Annotated in this window: 18 protein-coding genes and 2 rRNA genes; 10 read left to right on the forward strand and 10 right to left on the reverse strand. The window is 61.4% G+C overall.

Going from position 1 to position 25,079, the window contains the following annotated elements; translation table 11 throughout:
* The first annotated feature begins 72 nt into the window (after positions 1-72).
* Positions 73-489, forward strand: a complete 417-nt coding sequence (locus DWF74_RS10775; protein ID WP_115580937.1) for a lysozyme inhibitor LprI family protein — start codon at positions 73-75, stop codon at positions 487-489.
* 32 nt (positions 490-521) lie between these two features.
* Here the strand turns inward: DWF74_RS10775 and DWF74_RS10780 are convergent, their stop codons facing one another.
* Together DWF74_RS10780 and DWF74_RS10785 are read right to left on the reverse strand one after the other, a co-directional pair.
* A complete protein-coding gene (locus DWF74_RS10780; RefSeq protein WP_115580938.1) occupies positions 522-1,841 on the reverse strand; it encodes an MFS transporter in 1,320 nt (439 codons plus the stop codon).
* A gap of 90 nt (positions 1,842-1,931) precedes the next feature.
* Positions 1,932-2,168 (reverse strand): Pathogenicity locus, encoded by a 237-nt coding sequence (locus DWF74_RS10785; protein ID WP_102860197.1) that lies wholly within the window; start codon positions 2,166-2,168, stop codon positions 1,932-1,934.
* Positions 2,169-2,282: 114 nt separating this feature from the next.
* On the opposite strand from DWF74_RS10785, the gene DWF74_RS10790 reads away from it, so the two are divergent.
* The 5 genes from DWF74_RS10790 to DWF74_RS10810 all read left to right on the forward strand — a co-directional run bounded on the left by DWF74_RS10790 (position 2,283) and on the right by DWF74_RS10810 (position 10,379).
* Positions 2,283-3,701 carry a short-chain fatty acid transporter gene (locus DWF74_RS10790; RefSeq protein WP_102860196.1) on the forward strand — a complete coding sequence of 473 codons (1,419 nt, stop codon included), beginning with the start codon at positions 2,283-2,285 and terminating at the stop codon, positions 3,699-3,701.
* Between the two features lie 195 nt (positions 3,702-3,896).
* Complete coding sequence (locus DWF74_RS10795; RefSeq protein WP_115580939.1) at positions 3,897-5,597, forward strand: acid phosphatase; 1,701 nt, start codon at positions 3,897-3,899, stop codon at positions 5,595-5,597.
* A 192-nt stretch (positions 5,598-5,789) separates the two neighbouring features.
* Positions 5,790-7,487 carry a molecular chaperone HscC gene (locus DWF74_RS10800; RefSeq protein WP_115580940.1) on the forward strand — a complete coding sequence of 566 codons (1,698 nt, stop codon included), beginning with the start codon at positions 5,790-5,792 and terminating at the stop codon, positions 7,485-7,487.
* An 11-nt stretch (positions 7,488-7,498) separates the two neighbouring features.
* On the forward strand, positions 7,499-9,130 hold the full coding sequence (locus DWF74_RS10805; protein ID WP_115580941.1) for a J domain-containing protein: 1,632 nt from the start codon (positions 7,499-7,501) through the stop codon (positions 9,128-9,130).
* Positions 9,131-9,206: 76 nt separating this feature from the next.
* On the forward strand, positions 9,207-10,379 hold the full coding sequence (locus tag DWF74_RS10810) for a hypothetical protein (protein ID WP_102880979.1): 1,173 nt from the start codon (positions 9,207-9,209) through the stop codon (positions 10,377-10,379).
* A gap of 46 nt (positions 10,380-10,425) precedes the next feature.
* On the opposite strand, the gene can is transcribed toward DWF74_RS10810, so the two are convergent.
* Positions 10,426-11,070: a carbonate dehydratase gene (gene can, locus DWF74_RS10815; protein WP_016963568.1), complete on the reverse strand. Its 645-nt coding sequence runs from the start codon at positions 11,068-11,070 to the stop codon at positions 10,426-10,428.
* Positions 11,071-11,222: 152 nt separating this feature from the next.
* Here can and DWF74_RS10820 point away from each other — a divergent pair, with 152 nt between their 5' ends.
* Positions 11,223-11,555 carry a hypothetical protein gene (locus DWF74_RS10820; RefSeq protein ID WP_047306113.1) on the forward strand — a complete coding sequence of 111 codons (333 nt, stop codon included), beginning with the start codon at positions 11,223-11,225 and terminating at the stop codon, positions 11,553-11,555.
* A gap of 138 nt (positions 11,556-11,693) precedes the next feature.
* On the opposite strand, the gene rimI is transcribed toward DWF74_RS10820, so the two are convergent.
* Together rimI and DWF74_RS10830 are read right to left on the reverse strand one after the other, a co-directional pair.
* Positions 11,694-12,146 (reverse strand): ribosomal protein S18-alanine N-acetyltransferase, encoded by a 453-nt coding sequence (gene rimI / locus DWF74_RS10825; protein ID WP_047285456.1) that lies wholly within the window; start codon positions 12,144-12,146, stop codon positions 11,694-11,696.
* On the reverse strand, positions 12,143-12,940 hold the full coding sequence (locus DWF74_RS10830; RefSeq protein WP_110596293.1) for an energy transducer TonB: 798 nt from the start codon (positions 12,938-12,940) through the stop codon (positions 12,143-12,145). The genes rimI and DWF74_RS10830 overlap by 4 nt, the downstream gene beginning before the upstream one ends.
* Before the next feature lie 179 nt (positions 12,941-13,119).
* Between DWF74_RS10830 and mksB the strand changes: the two genes are divergently transcribed.
* Genes mksB through mksF form a run of 3 tightly spaced genes read left to right on the forward strand, consistent with a single transcriptional unit; the run spans position 13,120 to position 17,934 of the window.
* On the forward strand, positions 13,120-14,397 hold the full coding sequence (mksB, locus tag DWF74_RS10835; RefSeq protein ID WP_162884091.1) for an Mks condensin complex protein MksB: 1,278 nt from the start codon (positions 13,120-13,122) through the stop codon (positions 14,395-14,397).
* Positions 14,387-15,094, forward strand: coding sequence for an Mks condensin complex protein MksE (mksE, locus tag DWF74_RS10840; protein WP_047285462.1), 708 nt, complete (start codon positions 14,387-14,389; stop codon positions 15,092-15,094). The genes mksB and mksE overlap by 11 nt, the downstream gene beginning before the upstream one ends.
* Positions 15,091-17,934, forward strand: coding sequence for an Mks condensin complex protein MksF (mksF, locus tag DWF74_RS10845; RefSeq protein WP_115580942.1), 2,844 nt, complete (start codon positions 15,091-15,093; stop codon positions 17,932-17,934). Before mksE ends, mksF begins: the two co-directional genes overlap by 4 nt.
* 133 nt (positions 17,935-18,067) lie before the next feature.
* Here the strand turns inward: mksF and DWF74_RS10850 are convergent, their stop codons facing one another.
* The 5 genes from DWF74_RS10850 to DWF74_RS10870 form a co-directional block, all read right to left on the reverse strand.
* Positions 18,068-20,371, reverse strand: a complete 2,304-nt coding sequence (locus tag DWF74_RS10850) for a PqiB family protein (RefSeq protein WP_115580943.1) — start codon at positions 20,369-20,371, stop codon at positions 18,068-18,070.
* Complete coding sequence (locus tag DWF74_RS10855; RefSeq protein ID WP_102860187.1) at positions 20,364-20,987, reverse strand: paraquat-inducible protein A; 624 nt, start codon at positions 20,985-20,987, stop codon at positions 20,364-20,366. The genes DWF74_RS10850 and DWF74_RS10855 overlap by 8 nt, the downstream gene beginning before the upstream one ends.
* A complete protein-coding gene (locus tag DWF74_RS10860) occupies positions 20,974-21,633 on the reverse strand; it encodes a paraquat-inducible protein A (RefSeq protein ID WP_102860186.1) in 660 nt (219 codons plus the stop codon). Before DWF74_RS10860 ends, DWF74_RS10855 begins: the two co-directional genes overlap by 14 nt.
* Before the next feature lie 148 nt (positions 21,634-21,781).
* Positions 21,782-21,897: ribosomal RNA gene (rrf, locus tag DWF74_RS10865) — 5S ribosomal RNA — on the reverse strand.
* Positions 21,898-22,036: 139 nt separating this feature from the next.
* Positions 22,037-24,928 (reverse strand): 23S ribosomal RNA (locus tag DWF74_RS10870).
* Positions 24,929-25,079 lie beyond the last annotated feature (151 nt).

The following is a 25,079-nucleotide window of genomic DNA, read 5'->3' on the forward strand; positions in this document are numbered from 1 at the left end:
GGAGCAGGCACATGCTCTCCCTGGCAACAGCTCTGTAGAATGCCTGCTCCATTCTCAGCGCAAGGGACCGACATGCCTCATCAGCCTTGGATCTTTGGCCTAGTCATCGCCGTACTCGCCAGTGCCGCTGGCTGGGCGCCTGCCCAGGCCGCTGCACTGGACTGCGAGCACATCAGCGTCAGCGAACAGATCGATCGCTGCGCCCGGCAGGACAAGGATCGCGCCGACGCTGCGCTCAACCAGAGCTATCAGGCACTGCTGGTGCGGGTCCACAACCTGTATCCCAGCAGCCTGCTGCAAGAACAGGAATACCTCGGCAAATTGAAGAATGCCCAGCGTGCCTGGATCAAATACCGCGACAGCAGCTGCGTGCTGGAAGCCTTCGAAGTGGAACCGGGCAAGCCGGCCCACGTCACCCTGATCAACCGCTGCGTGACCCGCCTGAGCAACGAGCGCACCCGCTACCTGGACCAACTGCTACCCAAATAATCGCACCCGCTGAAGAAAATTCGCGAAGCTGATCAGTAGCCCCCATCAGGTTGCGCCGACGCGTGCCGAGCCTCGCCCACGCGCCCACCAAAGTAGCTGGCACTGGCCACCCCCACCGCCCCCATCACCGCGCAATAGATCACGCAGATCCATGGGCTCCAGGGCATCAGGGCAATCAGCAATAACGGCGTGGTGCTGGCCCAGAGGGCATAGGCGATGTTGTAGGTGAAGGAAATGCCAGAGACGCGAATCCGCGGTGGAAACAGGCTGACCATCACCGATGGCACCGCCCCCACCACCCCGCAGCCCAGGCCGGCGATGGCGTAGGCCAGGCCGATCCACTCGCCGCCGCTGATCAGGCAGCCATAGAGCACGGCGATGCCCAGGGGCAGCAGCAGGCTGTAGAGCATCACCGTGCGCCAGGCGCCGAGGCGGTCGACGATCAGCCCGGCCAGGATGCAGCCGATGTTGAGGAAAACGATGCCCAGGCTACTCAGGGCAAAGGTATGGCTGGCGCTCATGCCGAAGCTCTTTTGCATCATGGTCGGGGTGATGACCACGAACACCACCACCGCCGAGGTCAGCACGCAGGTGAGGATCAGCGCCGGCAGGATCGCCAGCCGGTGCTCGCGCAGCACGGTGCGCAGGGGCAATTCGCCGACGCTGTCGCGTTGGTTCTGCAGGGCCACGAACACCGGGGTTTCACTCAGCCAACGGCGCAGCCAAACGCCAATCACGCCAAACACCCCGCCCAGCAGGAAGGGGTAGCGCCAGGCATGATCGAGGATTTCCTCGGGGCTGAAGACCCGCGCCAGCAGGGTCGCGGTCAGCGCGCCCAACAGGTAGCCGAAGGTCAGCCCGGCCTGGAGGAAGCCCAGGGCATAGCCGCGATGGGCCCGTGGCGCGTGCTCGGCGACAAATACCCAGGCACTGGGCACTTCGCCCCCCACGGCGGCGCCTTGCAGCACGCGCAGCGCCAACAGCAGCAAGGGCGCGAAGTAACCGATCTGGGCATAGGTGGGCATGATGCCGATCAGCAGGCAAGGCAGCGCCATCATCAGGATGCTCAGGCTGAAGACCTTCTTGCGCCCCAACCGGTCGGCGAAGTGGGCCATGAGAATGCCCCCCAGGGGCCGGGCCAGGTAGCCGGTGACAAAGATCCCGAAGCTTTGCAGCAGGCGCAGCCACTCGGGCATTTCCGGAGGGAAGAACAGCTGGCTCAGGGTCAGGGCGAAAAATACGAAGATGATGAAATCGTAGATTTCCAGGGCGCCGCCCAGGGCGGCCAGGCCCAGGGTCTTGTAGTCGGCGCGGGAAAAGCGCGCCGGCGACGACTCAGTGGAAGGGGTCATAAAAGCAACTCGGAGGGTGGCAATCAGCAAGGCTGCACATGGTCTATGCAATCGTCCCGAGGAACAACCATCAGTCGTTGGCGATCCGGGCTATAGACGAGCCTTGGCCATGGCAATGGCCGCCTGGATCGCGGCGCGGGCCTGTGGGCTGTTTTTCCAGCAACTGGAGCCCACCAGGGCCGAGGCCTGGGTGACGATGTCCAGGGCATCGGCGGCGGCCAACTGGCTCAGGGAAATGATCCCCAATTGCTCCAGGCGCCCCACCACTGTGGGCCCGACACCCTTGACTTTGAGCAGTGCGGCGCGTTCTTCGGGGGAAAATGACATCGGCTTTGAGTCCTTTGCAGTCCGTGGCAATTGCCGCATTCTTGCACAGTTCTCGGCCGCCTCAGCCTGGGGCGGCCGTCTTCCTTATAAACATAAGAAATCCGAGGTACTGACGTGGCCGCTGATATTCAAGATAGCCGCTCCGCCCGCTTTGCCCTGCGCTGTTCGAACTGGGCCGAACGCTGGTTTCCCGATTCCTGGGTGTTCGCCGCACTGGCGGTGATCATCGTCACCCTGGCCACCCTGGCCATGGGCGCCAAGCCCACCGATGCCGCCATGGCCTTCGGTGACGGCTTCTGGAGCCTGATCCCCTTCACCATGCAGATGGCCTTCGTGGTCATCGGCGGATATGTGGTGGCCAGCTCGCCGCCGGCGGTGAAACTGATCGACAAGCTGGCGCGCATTCCCAAGAACGGCCGCTCGGCGGTGGCCTGGGTGGCGCTGATTTCCATGGTCGCGTCCTTGCTCAACTGGGGCCTGTCCCTGGTGTTCGGCGGCCTGCTGGTACGGGCCCTGGCCCGACGCACCGAACTGCGCATGGACTACCGCGCCGCCGGGGCCGCCGCCTACCTGGGCCTGGGCGCTGTCTGGGCCCTGGGGCTGTCGTCCTCGGCCGCGCAGTTGCAGGCCAACCCCGGCAGCCTGCCGCCGTCGATCCTGGCCATCACCGGGGTGATTCCTTTCACCCAAACCATCTTTCTCTGGCAGTCGGGGGTGTTGTTGCTGGCCCTGATCGTCGTCTCGCTGATCGTCGCCTACGCCACCGCCCCGGGGCCCAACAGTGCCCGGGATGCCCAGGCCTGCGGGGTCGACCCGAGCTTCAGCATGCCCAAGCCGCAACCGCGGACCCGCCCCGGCGAGTGGCTGGAGTACAGCCCGTTGCTGACCATTCTCCTGGCGCTGCTGGCCGCCGGCTGGCTGTATCACGAGTTCGCCACCAAACCGGCGATCACCGCGATCTCTGGGCTCAACACTTACAACTTCCTGTTCCTGATGGCCGGCGCCCTGCTGCACTGGCGCCCGCGCAGCTTCCTCGATGCCGTGGCCCGGGCGGTGCCCACCACCACCGGGGTGCTGATCCAGTTTCCGCTGTATGGCTCGATCGCCGCGCTGATGACGGTGGTCAAGGGCGTGGACGGCCAGACCCTGGCCCACCACATCTCGACCTTCTTCGTGCAGATCGCTTCCCACGACACCTATGCCCTGCTGATGGGCCTGTACTCGGCGGTGCTGGGCTTCTTCATTCCGTCGGGCGGCGGCAAGTGGATCATCGAAGCGCCTTATGTGATGCAGGTGGCCAATGACCTGCAATACCACCTGGGTTGGGCGGTGCAGATCTACAACGCCGCCGAGGCCTTGCCGAACCTGATCAACCCCTTCTACATGCTGCCGTTGCTGGGAGTACTGGGCTTGAAGGCCCGGGACCTGATCGGTTTCTCCTTCGTCCAGTTGCTGGTGCACACCCCGCTGGTACTGGTCCTGCTCTGGGCCCTGGGCACCACCTTGGCCTACTTGCCGCCCGTGATCCCCTGAAGGCTCGCCGAGCCCGCTCCGCCAAGACGGAGCGGGCCTGTGGATAAGTCTTTCTCGACGCGGATTTCAGACTTTTCAGAGGCCATCGCAGTGGACTCCTGAAGCATTCCTGTAGTCTTTGCGTCATATTCGGTTGTTACCGTGCCACCGAAATAGTTTGTAACGAATTTCCAGATCGACGTGCAAGGAGCCGACATGAGCGACGATACCGACCAGCGCGACACCCCCGAAACCAACGCCGACCAACCCACCGACACCAGCCGCCGCCGCTTCCTTGGCGGCGTTGCCGTTCTTGGGGTCGGCGCCACCCTGAGCGCCTGCAGCAAGCCCGGCGACCCCGCTGGCAAACCGGATGCACGTCCACTCTCCCCTACTGAGCTGGACAAGGCGCTGCGCGATCAGGTGAAGAACGTGGTGGTGCTGTTCGCCGAGAACCGCAGCTTCAACAACCTGTTCGCCAACTTCCCCGGCGTGGAAAAACCGCTGTCGGCCCTCAAGCCCGAAGCGTTCCAGCAACGGGACCGCGATGGCAGCCTGCTGTCGAAACTGCCGCCCATCTGGGGCGGCATCCTGCAAGTGGGGCCACAGACCCTGGACGGCATCACCTACCCGGTGGAAACCCAGTTCCAGGAAAACCTGCCCAATGCGCCGTTCGCCCTCAAAGGCCCCAGCGGCGAGGACCTGCCCCTGGGCCTGGTGACCCGCGACCTGTGGCATGTGTTCTACCAGAACCAGATGCAGATCAACGGCGGCAAGAACGATGGCTTCGTGGCCTGGGCCGACTCCGGTGCCCTGACCATGGGGCATTACGCCCAGACCCGTTACTCCCTGCGCCTGTGGGATGTGGCGCGAGAGTTCGTGCTTTGTGACAACTTCTTCCAGGGCGCCTTTGGCGGCTCCTTCCTCAACCACCAGTACCTGATCAGCGCCAAGGTGCCGTTCTACCCCGACGCGGCCAACTCGGTGGCCAAGTCGCAGATCGCCACCTTGCAGGGCGACGACCCCAAGGGCACCCGCCTCAAGCCCCTGGACAAATCCCCGGCCAGCGCCCTGGACGGCGCCCCGCAGTTCGGCCCCAGCGCCCTGACCCCGGACGGTTACGCGGTCAACACCATGGCCCCGCCCTACTGGCCGACCTGGATCCGCGACCCGCAGCGCCCGGACTACGCCAAGCCCGACCTGCCCAGCGTGCTGGTGCCCCAGACCCACGAGCACATCGGCGACAAGCTGTCGAAGAAGAACGTCGACTGGGCCTGGTACGGCGGCGCCTGGCAGGCGACCCTGGAGCAGTTCAAGGATTCCGGCGGGATTCCCAAGATCCCCAACTTCCAGTACCACCACCAGCCGTTCAACTACTTTGTGCGCCAAGGTCCGGAGAATCCGGCCGAGCGTGCCAAGCGCCTGCGCGACGGCGGCCTGGGAGACGAGTCGAGCACCAACAAGTTCTTCGCCGACGCCGAGGCCGGCAAGCTACCAGCGGTGACCTTCTACAAACCCCAGGGCAACCTCAACCTGCACGCCGGCTATGCCGACGTAGCCGCTGGCGACCGGCATATCGACCGGGCCCTGAAAGTGCTGCGGGAAAGCCCGCAATGGAAAAACATGGTGGTGATCGTCACCGTCGACGAAAACGGCGGCTGGTGGGACCACGTGGCGCCGCCCCAGGGTGATCGCTGGGGCCCGGGCACGCGGATTCCAGCGCTGGTGGTGTCGCCGTTCGCCCGCAAGGGCACGGTGGATCACACGGTGTATGACACGGCCTCGATCCTGCGGCTGATCACCCGGGTGTTCCAGCTGGAAACCCTGGACGGCATCAAGGAACGTGATGAGGCCATGATTGCCCGGGGCCAGACACCCATGGGCGATCTGACCAACGCCCTGCACTTCAGCGTCTGACCCCGGCGGGGCCCGCAACAGGCCCGCCAGCCACCGCAGAACCGAAGCTCAAGATCCGCTTCGGCTCTGCGGCATCGGCGCCAATAATAGCCATGTGACATCACGCACTTTACCCATCCACCCGGCGGGTAATATCCTGCGCGCCACCTATTTGTTTCATCAGTTTTCCGATTGGAAAGGGAGTTCGTCGTCATGATCGTAGGCATCGACCTGGGGACCACCAACAGCCTGGTGGCGGTCTGGCGCGACACCGCCAGTGAGCTGGTGCCCAACGCCCTGGGCCAGCTCCTGACCCCCAGCGTGGTGGGCCTGGACGATGAGGGCCGGGTGCTGGTGGGCCAGGCCGCCCGGGAACGCCTGCACACCCATCCGCAACTGACCACCGCACTGTTCAAGCGCTACATGGGCAGCGCCACCGAAGTGCGTCTGGGGGATCGTCTGTTTCGCCCGGAAGAACTCTCGGCCCTGGTGCTCAAGAGCCTCAAGGAGGATGTCGAGCGCACCTACGGCGAGCCGGTGGAAGAGGCGGTGATCAGCGTGCCGGCCTACTTCAGCGACGCCCAGCGCAAGGCCACGCGGATCGCCGGTGAGCTGGCCGGGCTCAAGGTGGAAAAGCTGATCAACGAACCCACTGCCGCGGCCCTGGCCTACGGCCTGCACCAGCGCGACAAGGAAACCTCGTTCCTGGTCTTCGACCTCGGTGGCGGCACCTTCGACGTGTCGATCCTGGAGCTGTTCGACGGGGTCATGGAAGTCCGCGCCAGCGCCGGTGACAACTTCCTCGGCGGCGAGGATTTCGACAGCCTGCTGCTGGAGCACTTCATCGAACAGCAAGGCCGGGCGGCGGACTTTCCCGAGCGCCAGAGCGTGCTCCAGGCCCTGCGCCGGGAAGCCGAACGGGTACGCCGTGCCCTGGGCCAGGAACCCAGCGCCGAGTTCAGCCTGCGGGTCGATGGCCGGCAATGGACCCAGATCATCACCCAGGCGCAGTTGGCCAACCTCTACACGCCCCTGCTGGAACGCCTGCGGGCGCCCATCGAGCGGGCCCTGCGCGATGCGCGAATCCGCGTCAGCGACCTGGATGAAATCCTCCTGGTGGGCGGCGCCACCCGCATGCCCCTGGTGCGCAAGCTGGCGGCGGGGCTGTTCGGGCGCTTTCCTTCCATCAGCCTCGACCCCGACGAAGTGGTGGCCCAGGGCGCGGCGGTCCAGGCCGCCCTCAAGGCACGCTCCGCGGCCCTGGAAGAAGTGGTCCTGACCGACGTCTGCTCCTACACCCTGGGCATCGAAACCTCCCAGCAGTACGGCAACCAGATCGAGGGCGGGCATTACCTGCCGATCATCGAGCGCAACAGCGTGGTGCCGGTGAGCCGGGTCAAGACCGTGCAAACCCTGCACGACAACCAGGAACAGGTGCTGCTGAAGATTTTCCAGGGCGAGAGCCGCCTGGTGCGCGACAACGTCGCCCTCGGCCAGCTGGAAATGCAGGTGCCCAAGCGCCCGGCCGGTGAAGTCTCGCTGGACGTGCGCTTCACCTACGACATCAACGGCCTGCTGGAAGCCCAGGTGAGCATTCCCCTGACCGGTGAGAGCCGTTCCCTGGTGATCGAGAACAACCCCGGCGTGCTGACCCCGGAAGAAATCCAGGAGCGGCTCAAGGCCCTGGAGCAACTGAAGGTTCATCCCCGCGACCAGCAGGTCAACACCCTGCTCAGCGCCCGCCTGGAACGTCTGTATCAGGAAAGCCTTGGGGAATTGCGCGAACAGATCGGCTACTGGGCCGGGCAATTCCAGCAAGTGCTGGACACCCAGGACGAGCGCAAGATCCGCGAAGTGCGCAACCAACTCAGTGAACAGCTGCAGAGACTGGAAAACGGCCACTGGCACTGAGGAGCGGCGACATGGATTGTTGGGCCCTGCTGGAACTGCCGGACGATGCCGATGAGCGCAGCATCAAGCGCAGCTACGCCAAACGCCTGAAAAGCACCCGTCCCGATGAGGATGCCGAAGGCTTCCAGCGCCTTCGCGAGGCTTATGAGCGGGCGCTGCAACTGGCTCGCTGGCGGGAAGAGGAACAAGAACGACCGACTTCCCACACGACGCTAGCCAGCACGCTCCCGACCATGACACCGGCGAATGACGCCAACCTTCGACATTGGTCGCAACTGCTGGAGATCCAACCCGCGGCTCAAGCGCTGCCAATCACCCGGCAAACCGACGACCCGGCACAGCCTCTGCTGCTGAACCTGAGTCGGCACACACTGCCACAGCGCTGGCAACAGGCCCTGGACCTGGATTGTGCGCCAGCGTTTGAAGCCGGTTTGCTGCGTCTTTGCTTCGAACAGCCAGGGCTTCGCACTGCCATCACCACCTGGGCGGTGCAGCACCTGGAATGGCTGACACCCTGGCAGCAGGTGCACATGACACCCTGGGAAGAAGAGGCGCTGACCAGCGGGTTGTTGCAGCAATACCGGCAGACCCTGCAAGAGCTTCTGGAAACCCGGCAGGAACCGGAATTCCTCCATTCCCTCGAAACCTACAGTAAACAGCCCTGGATGCAGGTGTTCGACCGTCGACAGGAATGGCAACGAATCGTCATGCAATTACTGTACGACACTCAGTGGAGCCTGCCGTTGCTCGACCGAGTCTGCCAACTCCTGGGCTGGGACGATGCCTGCGGGGTCCATCCGGAACCCGCCTGGATCTGGCATAGCCTGATCCAACGCTGTGAGCAGGAAGCCTTCTTCCACGCCCTGCAAGCCAAGGCGCAAGACCACAAGACCTGGGCACCTGAAGTTCAGGCGGCGCAACTGCTGCTCAATCCCTTGTCACGCCGGCAACAGCAGAACCTGATCCTGGACTTCGGCGTAGACCACTGGGTCGCCTGCCAGGATCTTGCGCAAACCCTGAGCGGGCGTTACCCGCAACTGATCGAGCGTCTGCCCTGTAGCGACGTTTTCTTCTGGCGCAAGTTCATGCCTCGGCCCCCAGCGGCGCAGACCTGGATCAGGGTCTGGGCTGCCCTGGCTCTGGCCTTGACCCTGTTCTTCCTTAATCAGGAGGATCATTCAGCAATGCCTGCCTTGTTATTCGGGGGAACGATCGCGTTGATTCCCACGGCGGTGGCACGCTTGATCATGCTCCTGCTCTGGGTGCCCACATCTCATCAGATGATTGCCCTTGATCTGTGGCTCAGCGAACGCCTGCTGCCCAGACGTCTGAACCCCCATGGCGAGTGGCTGATATTGCGCCACGCAGTCCCCCAGTTGGCGATGCTTGCAGTTTTCGCGGCCTTGCTGGGACCGCTGGGGATGGCTGGATACTCGGGTTTCATCCTGATCGGCCTGTTGCATGACAAACGGATCGGGCATCTGGACCCAGGTTTCAGTGAAAGACACCCTTACCTGACTGCGTTGCACTGGAGCCACTGGAGCCCACTGCAAGTTATTTTCCTGCTGCTCATGAGCGGCATCATCCTGGCGTGCCGAATCCATTATCCCGCCTATCCTCTGACACGCTTGCTGCCTGGTTGAACAGGTACGGGCCGAACGTTCATTTAAACAATGCCCTTCCCCCCTGCATGGGGTTCACGCTGAAAAGGATCTGAGCATGTTCAAATTCGCAGGAATCTCCCTGGCCCTGGCGGCCGCCGCGTTGAGCACCAGCGTCATGGCCGATGTCGAGGTCGATCTGGGCAGTCCGCAACGTGTCACCCAACTCTTCGCCTACCCCAACAACTGCAACGTGATCTGCTATCGCAACTGGACCCTGGAGCAGACGGTGGAGCACTACCTGACCCAAAGCGTGCAGCGCGATGGCTACAGCGCGGCCAAGGTCAGCGTGAAAACCGCCAACGACAAGGTTGTCGCCTCCATCAGCGGCGTGCCCGAGGGCTACGACAAACCGTTGAGCGCCCTGCTCGATGCCGGCGACCTGGCCTATAAAGGCGCCAGCCAGCTCAATGCCGATGGCAAATGGGCCTACAGCTGGTACCTGTTCCTGCCTCTGGGCATGGCCCTGGAAAACCGCAAGAGCGTCGAGCTGCTGCACTTCCCGCCGGACTATTCATTGACCCAGGCCCAGGACTATCTGGAGTCGGCCACCACCGACCGCTGGGCTACCCTGCTCACCGTCAACGGCATTGCCGCAGAGCAAACGCCGGCGTACCAGACCATTGTCGACATCGCACCGATCGCCGCGCCATCGAGTGCCGGCAAGGACCTGGAAGGGGTCTACAGCTACTTCAACAACTACCAGACCACCATGGTCAAGCAGGTCAGCCAGAACGCCAGCGGCGCGGCCCTGCCGATGGTGGCTTTCGGTGCGCCCGTGCGTAACTGGCTCAAGCAGCAATATGGGGTCACGGTGAATGTGCTGGGCCTGGCGCAAATCAGCCCCAGCGAAGGTGTGAAGGTGCCGGTACTGGGCTCCAACCACCCGAGCTACATCTGGTACGCGGCGGACCCGGACAACTATGACAACGACGAGGCCAAGGCCGACGCCGCAGGACTGAAAGTCATGGGACAGGATTTGAGTGCGGCCTGCTGGCAGGCCGGTATGGGCAGCAAGCCGGGGACGGACCCGAGCACCCTGCTCAGCAGTTGCACCCAGACCTGGCAGGTGACGCAAAAAGAGCAGACCTGCGAGTTGTTCTACACCTCGGTACGCAAGCTGACCGAGCAACAGGCCGCGGCCAAGTGCAGCAGCGCACCGGTCACGACCCAGCTCAAGCAGCTCAAGGCACCGGCACCGGCGCCAAGCACCGAGGTGCCGCACCTCTGAAGTCCGCCGCTGGCCGCTGCGCCTTCACGCAGCGGCCAGCCCGCATTCAGACGGCGCCGAGGGGACGCAGGCGATATTGCGGTGGCAGTTGTTCGAAACCGCTGATGGTCGTGTCCAGGCTCTTCCAGCGACCGTCCTTGATCCCGTAGATGCAGCCGTGGATCGACAGGCTCTGCCCGCGATGCCAAGCGTTCTGCACGATGCTGGTATGGCCGACGTTGGCCACTTGCTGGATCACGTTCAGTTCGCACAGGCGGTCGACTTGTTCTTCTTCCGTGGCCAGTTGTGCCAGCGCCTCGCGGTGCTCGTAGTACAGGTCACGAATCGAACGCAGCCAGCCATCGATCAGGCCAAACTGGCGATCCTGCATCGAGGCGCGCACGCCGCCGCAACCATAGTGGCCGGTGACCAGGATGTGTTTGACCTTGAGTACATCCACCGCGTACTGGATCACCGACAGGCAATTGAGGTCGGTGTGCAGCACGACGTTGGCCACGTTACGGTGCACAAACAGGTCGCCCGGCAACATGCCGACGATCTCGTTGGCTGGCACCCGGGCGTCCGAGCAGCCGATCCACAGGTACTCCGGAGTCTGCTGGCGGGCCAGCTTGGAGAAGAATTCCGGATCTTCCTGCTTGATCGCTTCGGCCCAACGCGCGTTGTTATCAATCAGATCTTGTAGTTCGTTCATGCTGTGAAGCCTCAAGAATGATGCGCAGCTTTGACAGACGAGTGCCTGTCGAGGTCACGCCAATAACGGCAGATACCGGTTATCCCTGCCGGGGAATCTTCACCGGGGCTGTGGGTCCACCCTGTAAGCCCCTAAAAGTATGAGCAATCGCCATGACCGAATCACGACGCCCCTTCAACGCGCCCCAGCCCGAGCCGATCGACGATGATCAGGATCGCATGGGGTCCATGGAGGAACTGCATTTCGATGACGACGAACCCGGCGCCCTCAGCAGCACCGGCCTCACCAGCGACGGCTCCAGCGACGACGACCTGAGCCCGGAAACCCTGATCCGCGAGGATGGGGCCCGTTCTGCCCGGGAAATCGGCGCCGATAAACCGGCGGACTGGGATCTGAGTATTGTCGATGCCACGGACATTGGGGGTGGCAGTGGTCTGGATGAAGCCGAACTGGCACGTCGCGACCCGCTGGACGGCAAACCCTGAGCTCGGCGCCACATTTAATGACGCCCTCTCCCGCAGAGCCGGCTTGCCGGCGAAGAGGCCCTCAAGCCATACATCGCCGCGAATGGCGTCTTCGCTGGCAAGCCAGCTCCTGCAGCTGCCTGCGTGCTGGTTGAAGGCTCAGTCGACCAGGGTGCAGGCCATCACCAGGGCGTCTTCGCGACCGCCCACCGCCGGGTAATAGTCGCGGCGGCGCCCGACTTCATTGAAGCCATAACGCTCGTAAAGCCGATAAGCGGTCTGGTTGCTGGAACGCACTTCGAGGAAACATTCGCGCGCGTCCTTTTGGTAGGCGCGCTTCATCAGTTCCTCCAGCAGCCGCAGGCCCAGGCCGCGGCCCTGGCTTTCCGGCTTGACGGTGATGTTCAGCAGATGCGCCTCGTCAATGATCACCTGGATCACTCCGTGGCCCACCTGCTGGCTGCCTTCGAACATCAGCCAGACTTCGTAGGACTTGAAGGCATCCATGAAAATGCCCCGGGTCCAGGGGTGGCTGAACGCGGCATATTCGATTTTCAGGATGGCATCCAGGTCCGCCTCGGTGGCCAGGCGGAAGGTCAACGCGTCACTCATTGGTCATTGTGCTCATCAGTGCTTTTCCAGCGCGTCATCAATCGACGCATGGCTTGCCAGACATCAGCCTTACGCTGTGGCTCTTCCATTAATAGTTCCAGGCCGGGCAAGGCCCAGGCCGAACCCAGGCCTTCGACCTGCAGTTCACGGTTGTAGGATTCAGCGTTGGCTTCCCCGGCGAAACGTACGGCCGGCAGACCGATCAGCCACAGGCAGACACAGGGCTCTTCTTCGATTCGCACGCCGACAAAGGCCTGGACGAAGTCCCGGGCGGCTTCCGGACCTTGATCGAGGTTGCCCCGGGTCAGCATCGGCCAGCGCACCGGCTCGGCGAGGATCTGCGGGCTGTCCGGCAGGCCGGCGGCGCGCAGCATGTCCTTGAGCAGCAAGTAGGCCGGGTCGCGGCTCTGGAAGGCTTCGCCTGTGGGTAACTCCACCAGCAGCAGGCAACGGCCGGCCCGCAACAGCTGCAGGGCAAAACGCGGCGGCGGTACCACCGGCGCCTTGACCACCGGAGCCGGGGCTTCTTCGCCCTCGGCCACTGGCTTGCTGGCTGACTTTGCAGGCGTGGTGGAAGGACGCGGTACCTCGATCTTCGGCCGTTCGACGGTCCTTGCAGCCGCCGCCGGGGCCTTGGCCTCGACCACAGGGGCAGGCGGGGCCTGCACCTCGGGTTCCGGCAAGGCCAGCAATTCAGGACGCGAAGGGGCGGCAAAGGGCAATTCGCTGCGCGGCAGCCAACTGACCACCTGCATGGCGGACAGATAAGCGCGACGACGGGACTCGATAAGCAAAGGTCGGCCACTTGTGGATAACTGAGGTGGGGGATTCTACCGTCCTTCGCCAAAGATCGCCTGCTGTTGATTGCGCGCAAAAGCGACAGTCCGTCTCATACCTGGGTCCGGGGGTGAATCGTCGGCCCCCTGATGCAGTACAATCGCCGCTTTTCATTGCCAACCAGCCGGCCATTCCGATGATCGAACCCAAGCGCGTCTTGCGCGCCCTCGCCGAACACTGGGCACTTCTGGAGCCGCTGTGCGAGCACTTCGACCAAGGCACCCTGAGTCTTGCCGAACTGCGTTCACAGCTGGCTGCCCAACAACTGGACAGCACGCCCCAGGACATCACCCACCTGCTGGACGTATGGATACGCCTGGACATCCTGGTCCCGGTGGCGAAAAGCCCGAACCGTTTCGAGCTCAATGCGCAGATCCACGACTTCCTCGCCTACCTGCGCCGTGAACACCGCCTGGGCCTGTGCCTGGAAATCGAAGCCTACCTGCGTCACCTGGAGCGCCTGGCCGGTTACATCCAGGACGCCTTCGACGTGCGCGACGGCAACGACCTGGCGCGCCAGTTGCGGCTGCTGGACATGCGCGTGCGCGATGTCCTGAAGAAGCTTGCCAACGACGAACAGGCCCTGGTGGCTGTGGCCGAGCGGGCCAAGACCAGCGACCGGCAGATTCCCCTGCGCCAGCGCTACGCCGAGGTGCTGGCCACCTGGGACGAATACGTCGAACCGATGATCCAGCTGGTGAACGCCGACGGCGCCTTCGAACAAGGCGTGCGCAAGGTGGAAAACGTCCTGCTGCGCCTGCTCACCGAGCAACAGCGCCTGGGCCACCTGGTGGACGACGACATGCTGCTGCGCACCCACGCGCGGATCCTGGAAATGCAGACCAGCGCCCAGCTGACCCTGCGCCACGCCCGGGAACTGCTGCTGCCGCTGCGTGAGGAAGCCCGCCGCCACAACGCCGTGACCCGTGGCGCGGCCCTGGCCCTGGCGGCCATCCGGCGCAAGGGCATCGACGCGGTGCCCCAGGCGGCGATGCCGATGTTCACCCGTCCGCAGAGCACCTTTCTCGGCAGCTCCGGCCAGGTGGAAGCCTATGTCTACGCCCTGGCCCGCTTCGAGCCCAAGCCGGCGCGTTTCCCCAAGGCCCACAAGACCCACAAGGGCCTGGCCCCCAAGGCGCCGCGCACGGTTCGGGAAATGCTCGAACGCTGCGAAGACGCCCTGCCGATGCCGGACCTGATGAGCTGGCTGCTGGACCAGGAGCCGGATGGCGCCACCGACGAATTGCTGTACTGGTTCTCGCGCCTGTCGCGGGAAAAACGTTTCAAGCGCGAGCGCCTAGAACGCCGCGACTACCACACCCAGGAGCACCAGGTCAGCCTGCGCTCCTTCGCCCTGCTCTCGGCCCGCGATGACACCGCCGAGCATTCTGCGAGCAACGCCAATGCATCTTGATCTTTCCGAACTGTCCCAGCTGGCGCCGATCTTCCGCGAGCTGTTCAAGGGTTACCACGTCAGCCGCCGCGACCCGGAGCTGTACGCGCAATTGTCGAACTTCCAGGACCAGTACCGCACGCTGTTCAAGGCCCTGGGCTTCGAGCTGGTGTGCGATACCCGCGGCTTCTACTACTTTGTCCCCGACAACGCCGCCGCCCAGGTGAACAAGACCGCCCAGCGCCTGGCGCTGTTCACTTTCATCCTGGTGGAGCATCTGGCCGACCAGGGCCGCGACCCGATTGCCGTGCTTGATGGCGGCAGCCTCGGCCGTGACGAACTGCCGTCCTTGCTGGAGAAATACCGCGACCTGTTCATCCAGGCTGAAGTGCAGACCCAGGAAGAGCTGGAAGAGAAAATCATGCGCCGCATGACCCAGCTGGGTTTTGCCGCCGAGGAACCGGGGATCTACCGCTTCCTGCCGCCAATGCACCGCTTCCTCGACGTTTGCCTGTCGGTGCAACAGGACCGCGACCTGGCCGCCAGCCTGCACAGCGTGCTGCCGTTGCCGACCCCGGTACTGGTGGACGACGACAGCGACGAGAAACTGCTGCAGACCGATGACCCGCTGGACCTGAGCGAATTCGACGAGTCCGAAGAAAGTGAAGAAGACGCGCTGGCCCGGGCCATCGCCGAAGAACAGGAGCTCGACGCATGAGCAAGGAACGCTACGGCATCCGCCGCTTTGCCCTACTGAACACCGCTGGTTACAGCCTGGGCCTGTTCCCCCTGGAAGAGCCGCTGTCGGTCTACGGGGCCAACAACCTGGGCAAGTCGGCGTCGATCAACGCCCTGCAATTCCCGATCCTGGCGCGCATGTCGGACATGAGCTTCGGCAAGTACAGCCTGGAACAGTCCCGGCGCTTCTACTTCGCCTCCGACACCAGCTACATCCTGGTGGAAGTCTCGCTGCCCCACGGCCCTCATGTGATTGGCGTGGTCGGGCGCGGCCCGGGCGGCGGCTTCGGCCACCAGTTCTTCGCCTACGCCGGCCAGCTGGACCTGGCGCATTACCAGAAGGACGACACCTGCCTGCGACAGAAAGAGCTGTTCACCAACCTGGAACGCCAGGGCCTGAAGGCCTATGAGCTCAAGCCCGATGAACTGCGGCGCCTGCTGGTGGGCGGCCACACCTCGATCCCCCTGGACCTGACCCTGATCCCGCTGCGCTCCACCAGCGAACAGAGCCTGAAAACATTCCGCGCGCTGTTCATCAACCTGCTGCACATGCGCGAGATCACCGCGGCCAAGCTCAAGCAGCTGTTCCTCGATGCCTTCGAGCACAGCCTGCGCTCCGGCAGCGTCGACTACATCGCCGCCTGCGACGAAGCCTTCCGCGATGTGCGGCGCATGGAGCAGGACTACAACTCCCTGGTGGCCGCCGGCCCTCTGGTGGAAGCCCTGGCCAACGGCGTGAAGCAGCGGGACATTCTGCGGGGCAAGCTGCATCGCCTGTCGCCGCTGCTGGATTCGCTGCTGGGCACCTGGTCGGACTACGCCGGCGCGCGCAAGGAAGAGCTGACCATCCAGGCCGAGCACTACCGTAATGAGCAGGACGCGCTGCAGAACGACCAGCGCAGCAGCACCCAGGAAATGATGCGCCTGGAACGGGAAATCACCGGCACCCAGCGCTGGCTCGGCGAGTTGTCGGTGCTCAAGCATCGCTTCGCCCTGGTGGATGACGTCAAGGTCCTGGAACAGCAACTGCTGGCGGCCAAGGATGCCCACGATGAACTGGCCGGCGCCCTGGCCCAGTCCCGGCAGTTCTCCGCCGAAGACCTGGAAGAACGCCTGCGGGATCTGGAAAAGCGCCTGAAGTCGGTCAAGCAGCAACTCGATCACGCTGACAACAACAGCTATGCCCGCCTGCGCGAGGAGTTCTCCCAGCAGGACGTGGAGCGCCTGATGCGCCTGTTCAACAGCGCGCTGTTCAGCCTGCCCCTGGGCGAGCATGGCATCGCCCTGGACGACAACGGCGAGTGGGTGAAGTCGGTGGAGCTGATCCTCGACGGCTTCAAGGGCGAGCGTTTCGAAGTGCCGGGGTTGACCATCGACCTCTCCCACATCGAGCCGCCAGCCTTGCAGGCCCTGGCCGACCGCGCCGCCCTGCGGGATCAGAAAGAGCGTCTGGAAAAAGAACTCAAGCAGCTCAAGACCCAGGCCGCCGTGGCCGCCGACCGCGCCGCGAGCAAGACCCAGACCGAGGCCCTGTACCAGCAGGTACTGGATGCGCAGAAGGCCCTGGAAGACTTCCGCCGCGCCCAGACCCTGAGCGCCGAGGAAGGCGAGAAGCTGGAACAGCTGGCGCAGATGGAAGCCGCCCAGGACGAACTCAAGCGTTCCAGCGATGCCTTCACCGAACGCGTCCAGCAACTGTCGGCCAAGTTGCAACTGGTGGGCCGGCAGATCGCCGACATGGAAGCCAAGCAGCGCACTCTGGATGACGCCCTGCGTCGCCGTCAGCTGCTGCCGGCAGACCTGCCGTTCGGCACGCCGTTCATGGACCCGGTGGACGACTCCATGGACAACCTGCTGCCACTGCTCAACGACTACCAGGACAGCTGGCAGGGCCTGCAACGGGTCGACGGGCAGATCGAGGCGCTGTATGCCCAGGTACGCCTCAAGGGCGTGGCCAAGTTCGACAGCGAGGATGACGTCGAGCGCCGCCTGCAACTGCTGATCAACGCCTATGCCCACCGCACCGACGAAGCCCTGACCCTGGGCAAGGCGCGCCGCGCGGCGGTGACCGACATCGCCCGGACCCTGCGCAATATCCGCAGTGACTACGACAGCCTGGAACACCAGCTGGCGCTGTTCAACCGCGAGATCAACAAGCGCCAGGTGTCCAACCTGCAGAGCTTCCGCATCGTCCTGGCGCCGAACAAGGAAGCCCTCAAGCACATCGACCAGATCATCCACAGCGCCGGCCAGTACGAGGAAGGCGAGACCCTGTCGGTGTTCGACCTGAGCCAGAGCGCCGAGCAGGACAACAAGAACGAAGAGGCCAAGGAGTACCTGGCGCGGCTGGTGGCAGCCAACCACAACCAGTTGGGCCTGAAGGACTTGTTCGAGCTGGCGTTCGAGATCACCAAGGTCAACGGCCAGCCGGTGATCCATACCGACATCGATGGCGCAGCGTCCAACGGCACCACCATGACCATCAAGGCGCTGACCAACATGTACCTGTTGCTGCACTTGATGGACCGCGACCAGGCCGGGCGCATTCGTCTGCCTTACTACCTCGACGAAGCGGCGGACATCGACGAACGCAACCAGGCGGCGCTGCTGGAAACCAGCCTGCAGTTGGGCTTCGTGCCGATCCTGGCCAGTGTGAAGCCGCAGGTGTCGGCCCAGGTCGCCATCGACCTGGAAGGCGGCAGCGGACCGAACGGCATCTACATCGATGAGGCGGACTGGAAGTTCATCCGTCGTCACGATCAGGTCAAGGCGACTCTGAACGTGGAACCCGAAGCAGAAGCGGAACTGGACGAAGTCTGACTGGGTAACGCTGCAACGTAAAAGGCCGCGCTCTTGGGAGCGCGGCCTTTTTTATTGGATCGCTTTTGTAGGAGCTGGCTTGCCAACAAAAGCGTGCTCTGGGCTTGAGGGCTGCTTCGCTCCTACAACAGGGTTACTTGCCCAGGGGGATCTTGGGAGCCCAGGTCAGCCATTCATCCTCGAACTTGTCGAACAGCGGGAAGGTCTGCTGGGGACGGGCCGGGTTGCCCATGCGTTCGCCATCCGGGGTGGCGAAGGCGATGCCGCCCTGGATCAAGGTTTCCAGGGATTCGGTGCGCACTGTGGCGCCCTTGAACAGGCCAAAGTCCACACCGAATCCGCTGCTGTTCCAGAAGCGCGTGCCACCACGAATCAACGGCGCGTACTTGGGTTCGATGAGGATATGGATCAGTACCCGGTCGGCGGTCTGTCCCAGTTCGTAGCCGGTGACCTTGCCCACGGTCACTTCCCGGTAAGTCACTGGGACACCCACCTTCAGCGAACCACGGCGAGCAGCACTCAGCACCAGGCTCAGACCCGCTTCCTGGGAGCTGGCTTCCGGTGGCTGCGGCAAGGCGACAAAGCTGGTTTGCACGCCCTGGTTCTTCACCGCGGGCTGAACCTCGATGTATTGACCGGTCACCAGGGTTTCCAGGTTCGAGGTCTTCATCAGCCCCAGTTCCGGCTTGACCACCCAGAACTGGCTGCCGACCCGGGCAATACGTTCCGGCACTTCGGTGATCCGCGCCTTGAGCATTACCGATTGCAGGTCGGCGCTCAGGGTCACTTCTTCCAGTTTGCCCACATCCAGGCCCTTGAAGCGCACCGGCGTTCCGGCGCGCAGCCCATCGGCGCGATCAACCTTGATGTTGATCAGGGTGCCACGCTGCGCCGCCTCTTCCTGGTTGGCGAACAGACGGAACCGCGGAATGCGCTTTTTCAGCGGCACGTTGGGCAGCGGCGTCTCGAAAGCGATGCCGCCGGCCATCAGGCTTTGCAGCGACTCACTCTTGATCTGGATACCGCCAGTGAGGCCGCCCGTGAGGGTGATGCCGCTGACGTTCCAGAAGCGCGTCGAGCCGTTGACCAGTCCCTCGTATTCTTTCTCGATATGAACACCGATCACCACTTGCTTGCGGGTGTGGGAGAACTGATAGCTCTGCACCGAACCGACCTTGACCTGTTTGTAGAGAATCGGGCTGCCCACCTCCAGGGAGCCGAGATTGTCGGTAAACAGCACCATGTGCAAGCCGGGTGCCCGCAGGTCCAGGGGTGGGGCCTTGGCCCGCGCCTCGAACTCCCGCTGGGGGGCGGCGCCCTTGTCACCGGGGCGAATGGCGATGTAGTTGCCTTTCACCAAGGCCTCGAGCCCCGTGATACCCGCCAGGGAGATCGAGGGTTTGACAGTCCAGAACTGGGTACCCTGGACCAGATAGTCCTCGGCCAGTGGGTCGAGGGTCAGCTCGGCGGTGGCACTCGTCAGGTCGGAGTCGACCTTCAGGGCTTTCAGGCTGCCCACCTGGATGCCTTTGTACATCACGGGCGTGCGCCCTGCCTGCAGGCCTTCGAAATCGGTGAGTTTGACCTTGACCCGGATGCCCGCCTGGGCGGCATCGAAATCTTCGTACAGGCGGAACGGCAGGCTAGGATCGGTGGGCGGGCTGTCCTTGCGATTTTCCGGAGTGGCGAACGCGATACCGCCGGCCACTATGCTGGACAGGGACTCACTGCGTACTTTTACCCCGGACAGATTGGCGTCGATGCTGATGCCGCTGGCGTTCCAGAAGCGTGTGTGTTTGCGCACCAGATTGGCGTAGGTCGGTTCAATGTAGACCTTGAGCTCGACGGTGTTCTGATCCTCGGAAAGCAGGAAGCTCTTGATCTGTCCGACCTGGATTTGTTTGTAGAAGACCGGACTGCCGCGGCTCAACGACCCCAGGCGTTCGGCCTTGATGGTCAGGTGCAGGCCAGGCTTGGCATCCGATAACGGTGGCTCTTCGGCCAGGGCCTTGAACTTGCGCGTGGGCTCTCCTTCTCCGGGATTGACCGCGATGTAATTGCCTGAGACCAGGGTTTCCAGACCGGTGATCCCGGCCAGGCTGACACTAGGCTTGACCAGCCAGAAGCGGGTGTTGGTCTTCAGGTACTGTTCGACATCCTTGTTCATTTCGACCGTGGCAATCACCCCCTTGGAGTTGCCCTCATCGTCCAGAGCCAGAGTCTTGACCTTACCCACAGGCATGCCTTTGTAGACCACTTCGGTCTTGTTGGCCTGTATTCCTTCGCCGCTTTCAAAGCGCAACTGGATCTCGATACCGGTCTGGCTGTAGGCACGCCAACCCAGCCAGCCACCGATGATCAAGGCAATCAGGGGCAGCACCCAAATGGCCGACCAGTTGGAGGCCGGGCGGGTTTTGGCGGTAGGCAAATCACTCATGGTCGTCGTCCGACTCCGTGTTATCCCAGATCAGTCGGGGATCAAAAGTTACTGCGGCCAGCATGGTCAGGATCACCACGCTGGCAAAGGCGACCGCACCGAGATTGGCCTCGATACTGGCCAGCCGGCCAAAGTTGACCACCGCCACCAGAATGGCGATGACGAAAATATCCAGCATCGACCAGCGACCGATGAACTCGATAAAGCGGTACATGATAATCCGTTGCCGCGCTGACAGTGGCTGGTGACGCTGCACCGAGAACAGCAACAGGGCAATGCCCACCAGTTTGAAGGTAGGCACCAGAATACTGGCGACAAACACCACGGCGGCGATGGGGAACATTCCATGCTGCACCAGTTGGATGACCCCAGACATGATGGTGCTCGGGTCGCCCTGGCCCAGCGAGCTGACGGTCATGATCGGCAGGACATTGGCGGGTATATAGAGAATGGCGGCGGTAAGCAGCAGAGCCCAGGTACGCAGGATGCTGTTGGGACGCCGTGGGTGTACCAAAGCTCCGCAACGAGTGCAGGTCTGCCCGTCGCTGTCGGCCTCCTGCCGGTTCAATTCATGGCATTCGGTGCAAATCAGAATGCCTGCATCAATCGCCCGCATGTATGTCTTCTCCCGATAGCGCCTGCCAGACCTGATGAGGCGACATCACCACTTCCAGCCAGACCTGCACCAACAACAGACTGATGAAACACACCAGCCCCAGGCCTACGGTGATGGAGGCCATGTCGGCCAACTTGACGATGGCCACCAGTACGCCCATCAAGTAGACCTCGAGCATGCCCCAATCGCGCAAATGGTGATAAATGCGATAGAGCAGCAAACCGTAACTACGGCCGATGTTCCAGCGGATACTTAGAAGCACCAGAAGTTGGCAAATCAGCTTGAGTAATGGAATGCCCATGCTGCACAGGAATACCACCAGCGCTACGCCTTCCATGCCGGTATCGAACAGGCCTTGTACCCCACTCCAGACCGTATCTTCGGAAGACTGTCCCAATAGATTGAGCTGCATGATGGGTAGAAAGTTCGCCGGCACGTAGAGCAATAAGGCGGCTATTACCAGAGCCAGGCTGCGTTCGACCACATTATGCCGATGGGCATACAGCTCATAGCCACAACGCGGGCACTGTGCTTTCTCGCCAAGGGCGAGCGTTGGCTTGCGCATCAGCAGGTCGCACTCATGGCAGGCAACCAGGTCGTCCAGTGGTAGTTCTGACAACCCGGGGGCGTCAACCGGATCTGGCATAGAGGGCTCTGGAATTGGAAAAAGTAGCGGCTATTCTAGTGTTCCAATTCGAAAATAACTGTGCAATTTTGTTTGCGAATAAGAGCAATTTTTCTCCGCGCAAAAACAAAACCCCAACTGCTTTCGCAATTGGGGTTTCGGAATTTAATCTTGACGATGACCTACTCTCACATGGGGAAACCCCACACTACCATCGGCGATGCATCGTTTCACTTCTGAGTTCGGGATGGGATCAGGTGGTTCCAACGCTCTATGGTCGTCAAGAAATTCGGTAGCCAGTCCGTTGCTTGTGCAACGTGCCAGCGAATGGGTATGTAATAGATTTGTGTGTTGTGCAAACTTTCGGTTTGTTTCGTCTTCACACACCGCAACTCGCTTCTTAAGCAAATTGCTTGGGTGTTATATGGTCAAGCCTCACGGGCAATTAGTATTGGTTAGCTCAACGCCTCACAGCGCTTACACACCCAACCTATCAACGTCGTAGTCTTCGACGGCCCTTTAGGGGATTCAAGATCCCAGTGAGATCTCATCTTGAGGCAAGTTTCCCGCTTAGATGCTTTCAGCGGTTATCTTTTCCGAACATAGCTACCCGGCAATGCCACTGGCGTGACAACCGGAACACCAGAGGTTCGTCCACTCCGGTCCTCTCGTACTAGGAGCAGCCCCTCTCAAATCTCAAACGTCCACGGCAGATAGGGACCGAACTGTCTCACGACGTTCTAAACCCAGCTCGCGTACCACTTTAAATGGCGAACAGCCATACCCTTGGGACCGGCTTCAGCCCCAGGATGTGATGAGCCGACATCGAGGTGCCAAACACCGCCGTCGATATGAACTCTTGGGCGGTATCAGCCTGTTATCCCCGGAGTACCTTTTATCCGTTGAGCGATGGCCCTTCCATACAGAACCACCGGATCACTAAGACCTACTTTCGTACCTGCTCGACGTGTCTGTCTCGCAGTCAAGCGCGCTTTTGCCTTTATACTCTACGACCGATTTCCGACCGGTCTGAGCGCACCTTCGTACTCCTCCGTTACTCTTTAGGAGGAGACCGCCCCAGTCAAACTACCCACCATACACTGTCCTCGATCCGGATAACGGACCTGAGTTAGAACCTCAAAGTTGCCAGGGTGGTATTTCAAGGATGGCTCCACGCAAACTGGCGTTCACGCTTCAAAGCCTCCCACCTATCCTACACAAGCAAATTCAAAGTCCAGTGCAAAGCTATAGTAAAGGTTCACGGGGTCTTTCCGTCTAGCCGCGGATACACTGCATCTTCACAGCGATTTCAATTTCACTGAGTCTCGGGTGGAGACAGCGCCGCCATCGTTACGCCATTCGTGCAGGTCGGAACTTACCCGACAAGGAATTTCGCTACCTTAGGACCGTTATAGTTACGGCCGCCGTTTACCGGGGCTTCGATCAAGAGCTTCGCGTTAGCTAACCCCATCAATTAACCTTCCGGCACCGGGCAGGCGTCACACCCTATACGTCCACTTTCGTGTTTGCAGAGTGCTGTGTTTTTAATAAACAGTCGCAGCGGCCTGGTATCTTCGACCGGCATGAGCTTACGGAGCAAGTCCTTCACCCTCACCGGCGCACCTTCTCCCGAAGTTACGGTGCCATTTTGCCTAGTTCCTTCACCCGAGTTCTCTCAAGCGCCTTGGTATTCTCTACCCAACCACCTGTGTCGGTTTGGGGTACGGTTCCTAGTTATCTGAAGCTTAGAAGCTTTTCTTGGAAGCATGGCATCAACCACTTCGTCACCTAAAAGGTAACTCGTCATCAGCTCTCGGCCTTAGAACCCCGGATTTACCTAAGATTCCAGCCTACCACCTTAAACTTGGACAACCAACGCCAAGCTGGCCTAGCCTTCTCCGTCCCTCCATCGCAATAACTAGAAGTACAGGAATATTAACCTGTTTTCCATCGACTACGCTTTTCAGCCTCGCCTTAGGGACCGACTAACCCTGCGTCGATTAACGTTGCGCAGGAAACCTTGGTCTTTCGGCGTGGGTGTTTTTCACACCCATTGTCGTTACTCATGTCAGCATTCGCACTTCTGATACCTCCAGCAAGCTTCTCAACTCACCTTCACAGGCTTACAGAACGCTCCTCTACCGCATCACTTACGTGATACCCGTAGCTTCGGTGTATGGTTTGAGCCCCGTTACATCTTCCGCGCAGGCCGACTCGACTAGTGAGCTATTACGCTTTCTTTAAAGGGTGGCTGCTTCTAAGCCAACCTCCTAGCTGTCTAAGCCTTCCCACATCGTTTCCCACTTAACCATAACTTTGGGACCTTAGCTGACGGTCTGGGTTGTTTCCCTTTTCACGACGGACGTTAGCACCCGCCGTGTGTCTCCCATGCTCGGCACTTGTAGGTATTCGGAGTTTGCATCGGTTTGGTAAGTCGGGATGACCCCCTAGCCGAAACAGTGCTCTACCCCCTACAGTGATACATGAGGCGCTACCTAAATAGCTTTCGAGGAGAACCAGCTATCTCCGAGCTTGATTAGCCTTTCACTCCGATCCACAGGTCATCCGCTAACTTTTCAACGGTAGTCGGTTCGGTCCTCCAGTCAGTGTTACCTAACCTTCAACCTGCCCATGGATAGATCGCCCGGTTTCGGGTCTATTCCCAGCGACTAGACGCCCTATTAAGACTCGCTTTCGCTACGCCTCCCCTATTCGGTTAAGCTCGCCACTGAAAATAAGTCGCTGACCCATTATACAAAAGGTACGCAGTCACAGAACAAAGTCTGCTCCCACTGCTTGTACGCATACGGTTTCAGGATCTATTTCACTCCCCTCTCCGGGGTTCTTTTCGCCTTTCCCTCACGGTACTAGTTCACTATCGGTCAGTCAGTAGTATTTAGCCTTGGAGGATGGTCCCCCCATATTCAGACAAGGTTTCTCGTGCCCCGTCCTACTCGATTTCATGACTAAGAGATTTTCGCGTACAGGGCTATCACCCACTATGGCCGCACTTTCCAGAGCGTTCCGCTAATCTCAAAGCCACTTAAGGGCTAGTCCCCGTTCGCTCGCCACTACTAAGGGAATCTCGGTTGATTTCTTTTCCTCAGGGTACTTAGATGTTTCAGTTCCCCTGGTTCGCCTCTTGCACCTATGTATTCAGTACAAGATAACCATCTTATGATGGCTGGGTTCCCCCATTCAGAGATCTCCGGATCAAAGTCTGTTTGCCGACTCCCCGAAGCTTATCGCAGGCTACCACGTCTTTCATCGCCTCTGACTGCCAAGGCATCCACCGTATGCGCTTCTTCACTTGACCATATAACCCCAAGCAATCTGGTTATACTATGAAGACGACATTCGCCGAAAATTTGCAATTTAACTCACAAATTTTACCTTAGCCTGATCCGTTACCAGTGAAAGTAACGTTCAGTCTATCTTTCTATCACATACCCAAATTTTTAAAGAAC

The sequence above is a fragment of the Pseudomonas protegens genome (assembly GCF_003363755.1).
In the GTDB taxonomy this organism is placed as follows: Bacteria; Pseudomonadota; Gammaproteobacteria; order Pseudomonadales; family Pseudomonadaceae; genus Aquipseudomonas; species Aquipseudomonas danubii.

Excerpts from the sequence above, each read along its gene's own strand:
- DWF74_RS10775 (WP_115580937.1), top strand. The coding sequence starts at position 73 with ATGCCTCATCAGCCTTGGATCTTTGGCCTAGTCATCGCCGTACTCGCC.
- DWF74_RS10780 (WP_115580938.1), bottom strand. The coding sequence starts at position 1,841 with ATGACCCCTTCCACTGAGTCGTCGCCGGCGCGCTTTTCCCGCGCCGAC.
- DWF74_RS10785 (WP_102860197.1), bottom strand. The coding sequence starts at position 2,168 with ATGTCATTTTCCCCCGAAGAACGCGCCGCACTGCTCAAAGTCAAGGGT.
- DWF74_RS10795 (WP_115580939.1), top strand. The coding sequence starts at position 3,897 with ATGAGCGACGATACCGACCAGCGCGACACCCCCGAAACCAACGCCGAC.
- DWF74_RS10800 (WP_115580940.1), top strand. The coding sequence starts at position 5,790 with ATGATCGTAGGCATCGACCTGGGGACCACCAACAGCCTGGTGGCGGTC.
- DWF74_RS10805 (WP_115580941.1), top strand. The coding sequence starts at position 7,499 with ATGGATTGTTGGGCCCTGCTGGAACTGCCGGACGATGCCGATGAGCGC.
- DWF74_RS10810 (WP_102880979.1), top strand. The coding sequence starts at position 9,207 with ATGTTCAAATTCGCAGGAATCTCCCTGGCCCTGGCGGCCGCCGCGTTG.
- can (WP_016963568.1), bottom strand. The coding sequence starts at position 11,070 with ATGAACGAACTACAAGATCTGATTGATAACAACGCGCGTTGGGCCGAA.
- DWF74_RS10820 (WP_047306113.1), top strand. The coding sequence starts at position 11,223 with ATGACCGAATCACGACGCCCCTTCAACGCGCCCCAGCCCGAGCCGATC.
- rimI (WP_047285456.1), bottom strand. The coding sequence starts at position 12,146 with ATGAGTGACGCGTTGACCTTCCGCCTGGCCACCGAGGCGGACCTGGAT.
- mksB (WP_162884091.1), top strand. The coding sequence starts at position 13,120 with ATGATCGAACCCAAGCGCGTCTTGCGCGCCCTCGCCGAACACTGGGCA.
- mksE (WP_047285462.1), top strand. The coding sequence starts at position 14,387 with ATGCATCTTGATCTTTCCGAACTGTCCCAGCTGGCGCCGATCTTCCGC.
- mksF (WP_115580942.1), top strand. The coding sequence starts at position 15,091 with ATGAGCAAGGAACGCTACGGCATCCGCCGCTTTGCCCTACTGAACACC.
- DWF74_RS10850 (WP_115580943.1), bottom strand. The coding sequence starts at position 20,371 with ATGAGTGATTTGCCTACCGCCAAAACCCGCCCGGCCTCCAACTGGTCG.
- DWF74_RS10855 (WP_102860187.1), bottom strand. The coding sequence starts at position 20,987 with ATGCGGGCGATTGATGCAGGCATTCTGATTTGCACCGAATGCCATGAA.
- DWF74_RS10860 (WP_102860186.1), bottom strand. The coding sequence starts at position 21,633 with ATGCCAGATCCGGTTGACGCCCCCGGGTTGTCAGAACTACCACTGGAC.